We start from the raw sequence: 4,902 nt of genomic DNA, 5'->3' as shown, positions 1-4,902 counted from the left end.
CATTCTGTTTAAGCGTCTCAACAATAGAGCTATTTTCGTTTAGCTCTTCAACACTTTTCCAGTATTTCTTGTTTGATGACATATTATATAATTGAATTACTTCTTATTAAACTTATTAGTAATGGCATTTTCCACATTCCAATCCACCCATTTGAGCAGCTGTTAATTTTTCTACACCATATTTCTTAGATAATTGTTCGTGTATTTTTGTGTAATACGCATTATCTTTCACATTAACCTCTGTCTTTCTGTGACAATCAATACACCAACCCATTGTAAGAGGCGCATATTGATACATAACTTCCATTTCTTCGACTGGTCCATGACATGTTTGACATTCTACACCAGCAACAGTTACGTGTTGTGAGTGATTGAAATATGCAAAATCTGGAAGATTATGAATTCTCACCCACTTCACAGGCTGTGTTTCACCAGTATATTTTTGTTCAGCATCATCCCAACCCACAGCAGCGTATAGCTTTTTGATTTCAGCATTGTAATCTACACCATATTCGTTAATTCCTTCAGCTTGAGTTTCAGGAGCAACTTCATAAATAGATTTATGACAATTCATACAAATATTTAAGGAAGGGATACCTGAATGCTTACTTACTCGTGCAGACGAGTGACAATATTTACAATCGATACCATTATCTCCTGCGTGAATTCTGTGTGAATAGTGAATTGGCTGAACAGGTTCATATCCCTGATCCACACCAACTTGAGACAAATATCCATAGACAAAATATGCACTTGCTAGTAATAAGAATATAACTGAAACCAAGATTAGGAATTGATTTTTAACAAACGCTTTCCATAACGGCAAACTTTTATCTTTATCAGCGACATCAACACCTTTAGCTTCAGCAAAACGGTTTAAAGTCTTGCGAACTAGTACTAAAGCCACTGCCAATAAAGCAAATAATATAGCTAAAGCACCTAAAATTAATTTATTTGAAATTCCATCTTGCGCCTGAGCAGTAGAACCAACTACACCTGAACCAGCAACTGGAGCAGGTTCGGCTTTTGGTTGTGCTGTGTAAGCCAAGATATCAGAAATGTCCTGGTCAGATAATTGAGGAAACGCAGTCATTGCTGTTCCGTTGTACTCGTTATATATCTGGTTAGCATAAGCATCACCAGATTTAATTAAACCAGCACTGTTTCTTATCCATTTGTTTAACCATTCCCTATCAAGACCTTGCTCTTCAGCTAATCGTGATTCTACATTACGTAAGGCTGGGCCTGTCATTTTCTTGTCTAATTGATGACAAGACGCGCAGTTTGTGTTGTATATAGTTTTTCCTTTTGCTGGATCACCTTCTTGAGCAGTAAGTGAAGTAGAAATCGTGAGTAAAAAAACTAACCCTAAATTGAGAAATTTTGATGTTAGTTTACGGTAAATCACTTGTATCATAGTGTTAGTTGAATTTTCTTCTAAACTTTGGTATGATTTTTTCATTAATTAAATTGAAAAAAACGTTTATAAAATCTCACGCAAAAATAACACTAAATGTCGATTTTAGAAATGTTAGTGAACTGTTAATTGTTAATTTATAAAGATTCTAAATAATATTTAAAAACTTAAATATGCTATATAATCAGAATAAATACAAACACACTAAAAAAAAATCATTTTCTTTGCATTAAATCACATAGTTATGACAATACACAAGATAAAATTTTTGTTAATCATTGTTGCCTTTTTAGGTTTTTCTGTTGAAAGTTTAGCTCAAGGAGGAAGCGTATCAGTTGATCAAGATAGTGATATTGATAAGTTATTAGAATACAAAAAAGACCTAAAGACTGTGAATTTGTTTAAAATACAAGTCTATTCTGGAACACGTTCGGGAGCTGAAAATTCAAAAAGAAATTTTCTAAACTCATTTAATGAATGGCCTGTTAGTATGGAATTTGACTCTCCTAATACAAAAATTTGGGTGGGGAATTTCAGAAGTAGATTGGAAGCTGACAAAGCGCTATTGAAAATAAAAAGAAAGTATAATAATGCCTTTATTTTTGAGCCTAAAAAAGACAAGAAAAAGTAAGATTTTACTTAATTACAAACAAAAAAAGCGACCAATTGGTCGCTTTTTTTGTTTATGAAAATCATTTATTTTAATGTTTTCTTTACTTCAACTTCTTGGAACGCTTCAATAATATCATCAATTTGAATATCATTATAACCTTTTAATTGAATACCACAATCGTAACCTTTTGCAACTTCTTTAGCATCATCTTTAAAACGTTTTAAAGATGTTAATTCACCTGTATGAATCACGACTCCATCACGTATTAAACGAATTCCTGAGTTTCTGTAGATTTTACCATCTGTTACCATACAACCAGCAATTGTTCCAACCTTAGAAATTTTGAATGTTTCTCTAATCTCAGCTGTTCCTGTAACTTCTTCTTTAAGTTCTGGAGACAACATACCTTCCATTGCATCTTTTAAGTCATTGATAGCATCGTATATGATAGAATATGTTCTGATATCAATTTCTTCATTATCTGCTATCTGACGAGCATTACCCATTGGTCTTACATTAAACCCGATGATAATTGCATCAGATGCTGTTGCTAGCAAGACATCACTTTCAGTTATAGCTCCAACACCTTTGTGTATAATATTAACTTGAATTTCTTCAGTAGATAACTTTTGGAAAGAATCGGTTAATGCTTCTACAGAACCATCAACATCACCTTTAAGTATAATGTTTAATTCTTGGAAATCTCCTAAAGCAATACGACGTCCAATTTCATCAAGTGTTATATGACGTTGTGTTCTAACAGACTGCTCACGTTGTAACTGTGTACGTTTTGCAGCAATTTGTTTCGCTTCTCTTTCATCTTGGAATACGTTAAACTTATCACCTGCTTGAGGTGCACCATCTAATCCTAGAATAGATACAGGTGTAGATGGGCCAGCAGCTTCTACTTCATGACCTCTTTCATCATGCATAGCTTTTACCTTACCACTATTTTTACCAGCAAGCACATAATCGCCAACTCTCAATGTTCCTGCTTGAACTAAAATTGTTGATACGTATCCACGTCCTTTATCTAAAAAGGCTTCAACAACTGTTCCAACAGCAGCTTTATTAGGATTAGCTTTAAGCTCTAATAATTCAGCTTCAAGCAATACTTTTTCTAGTAATTCTTTAATTCCTGTTCCGTTTTTAGCTGAAATATCATGAGATTGAATTTTTCCTCCCCAATCTTCAACTAATAAATTCATTTGCGCTAATCCTTCTTTAACTTTTTCTGGGTTTGCACCTTCTTTATCAATTTTATTGATTGCAAAAACAATTGGCACTTCTGCTGCTTGAGCATGCGCAATTGCCTCTTTGGTTTGTGGCATGATAGAATCATCAGCCGCAACAACAATTATAGCTAAATCGGTGACTTGAGCACCACGAGCACGCATGGCTGTAAAGGCCTCGTGACCAGGAGTATCAAGGAATGCAATTTTTTGTCCGTTATCTAACGTTACACCATAAGCTCCAATATGCTGAGTAATTCCACCTGATTCACCAGCAATTACATTTTCTTTACGAATGTAATCAAGCAATGATGTTTTTCCGTGATCTACGTGTCCCATTACAGTGACAATAGGCGCACGATTTACTAAATCTTCTGGCTTATCTTCAACTTCTTCAATTGATTCTTCAATGTCTGCAGTTACAAAATCAACTTTATAACCAAATTCATCTGCTACAACAGATAAGGTTTCAGCATCTAGGCGTTGGTTCATGGTTACCATCATACCAAGCGACATACATGCTGAAATAATTTCAGTTACTGAAACGTTCATCATTGTAGCAACTTCATTTGCAGTAACAAACTCTGTTACTTTAAGAATTTTGCTTTCTGCATCTTCGATTTGTTGATCGATTTCAGTTTGTTCTCTATGCTGTTCTCTTTTTTCTCTTCGATATTTAGCACCTTTTCCTTTGCTAGATTTGCCTTGAAGTTTTTCTAAGGTTTCACGAACTTGTTTTTGTACTTCTTCTGCACTTGGCTCTTCTTTTACAACATTTGAACGTTTGCCTTTTCCTTTGTAACCACCTCTTTGGTTACCTCCTCTATTTCCAAATCTATTATCTCCTCCAGAACCAGGACCCTTACTTATACGTCTTCTCTTCTTCTTATTAGCATCTCCAGAGCCTGCTTTCTTGTCATCAGTTTTCTTTTCTTCTTTTTTCTTTTTAGGCTTATTAAACTTAGAAAGATCTATTTTTTCGCCAGCTATAACAGGACCAGTTAACTTTTTATATTGAGTTTTTAAAGTTTCATCTGCAGGCTGACCTGCTTCTTTAGCAACTTCTTTAGGTTCTTCAGCAACTTTCTTGACTACCTTTTTTGGAGCTTCTACTTCTTTTTTTGAAGTGACTTCTGTTTTTGGTGTCTCTTTAATTTCTTCTTTTTTGACCTCTGGTTTTTTAACTTCCTCGGGCACTTTTACTTCTGGCTCTTTTTCTTTTTTTGGAGCATCTAAGTCAATTTTACCAACTTGTTTTGGACCGCTTAATTCAGCTTTAGCCTTAACAACTTTTTGACTTTTCTTCTCTTCTTCTTTAGCCTTTTCTTCCAATTCACGCTCACGCTGTTCGCGCAATTCTTCCTTTTCCTTTAGCTTTGCTTCACTAACTTCTTGCGACGCCATTTTTTTATTAGCGTCAGTTTGAAATTCATTAGAAAGAATTGTGTAAACGTCTTCTGATATTTTCGTATTAGGACTCTTTTCTATTTCGACACCTTTTGATTCTAAAAAATCAACGGCACGATCAATAGAAATATTGAGTTCTCGTAATACTTTATTTAATCTTGTTTGAGCCATAAATTGCTTGTAATATAACTTAAAAATCTTTTATACCAAATTAACTTTACATAGTTAAAACT

At 34.2% G+C, this 4,902-nt stretch carries 4 protein-coding genes; 1 reads left to right on the top strand and 3 read right to left on the bottom strand.

All coding sequences use genetic code 11. The features are described from left to right. On the bottom strand, positions 1 to 82 hold an 82-nt coding region (locus AB8B90_RS09125; RefSeq protein ID WP_405335974.1), incomplete at its 3' end, for a TAT-variant-translocated molybdopterin oxidoreductase. 33 nt (positions 83 to 115) lie between these two features. Further along, positions 116 to 1,417: a c-type cytochrome gene (locus tag AB8B90_RS09120; RefSeq protein ID WP_405335971.1), complete on the bottom strand. Its 1,302-nt coding sequence runs from the start codon at positions 1,415 to 1,417 to the stop codon at positions 116 to 118. A gap of 244 nt (positions 1,418 to 1,661) precedes the next feature. On the opposite strand from AB8B90_RS09120, the gene AB8B90_RS09115 reads away from it, so the two are divergent. Then, positions 1,662 to 2,048 carry an SPOR domain-containing protein gene (locus tag AB8B90_RS09115; protein WP_405335968.1) on the top strand — a complete coding sequence of 129 codons (387 nt, stop codon included), beginning with the start codon at positions 1,662 to 1,664 and terminating at the stop codon, positions 2,046 to 2,048. A gap of 65 nt (positions 2,049 to 2,113) precedes the next feature. Here AB8B90_RS09115 and infB read toward each other — a convergent pair whose 3' ends face one another. Continuing rightward, positions 2,114 to 4,840: a translation initiation factor IF-2 gene (infB, locus tag AB8B90_RS09110; protein WP_405335965.1), complete on the bottom strand. Its 2,727-nt coding sequence runs from the start codon at positions 4,838 to 4,840 to the stop codon at positions 2,114 to 2,116. Positions 4,841 to 4,902 lie beyond the last annotated feature (62 nt).

Source organism: Psychroserpens sp., assembly GCF_045105015.1.
GTDB lineage: Bacteria > Bacteroidota > Bacteroidia > Flavobacteriales > Flavobacteriaceae > Psychroserpens.
This window is presented reverse-complemented; position numbering and strand designations above follow the sequence as displayed.

Coding starts and splice junctions, on each gene's coding strand:
- AB8B90_RS09120 (WP_405335971.1), bottom strand. CDS start 1,417: ATGATACAAGTGATTTACCGTAAACTAACATCAAAATTTCTCAATTTA.
- AB8B90_RS09115 (WP_405335968.1), top strand. CDS start 1,662: ATGACAATACACAAGATAAAATTTTTGTTAATCATTGTTGCCTTTTTA.
- infB (WP_405335965.1), bottom strand. CDS start 4,840: ATGGCTCAAACAAGATTAAATAAAGTATTACGAGAACTCAATATTTCT.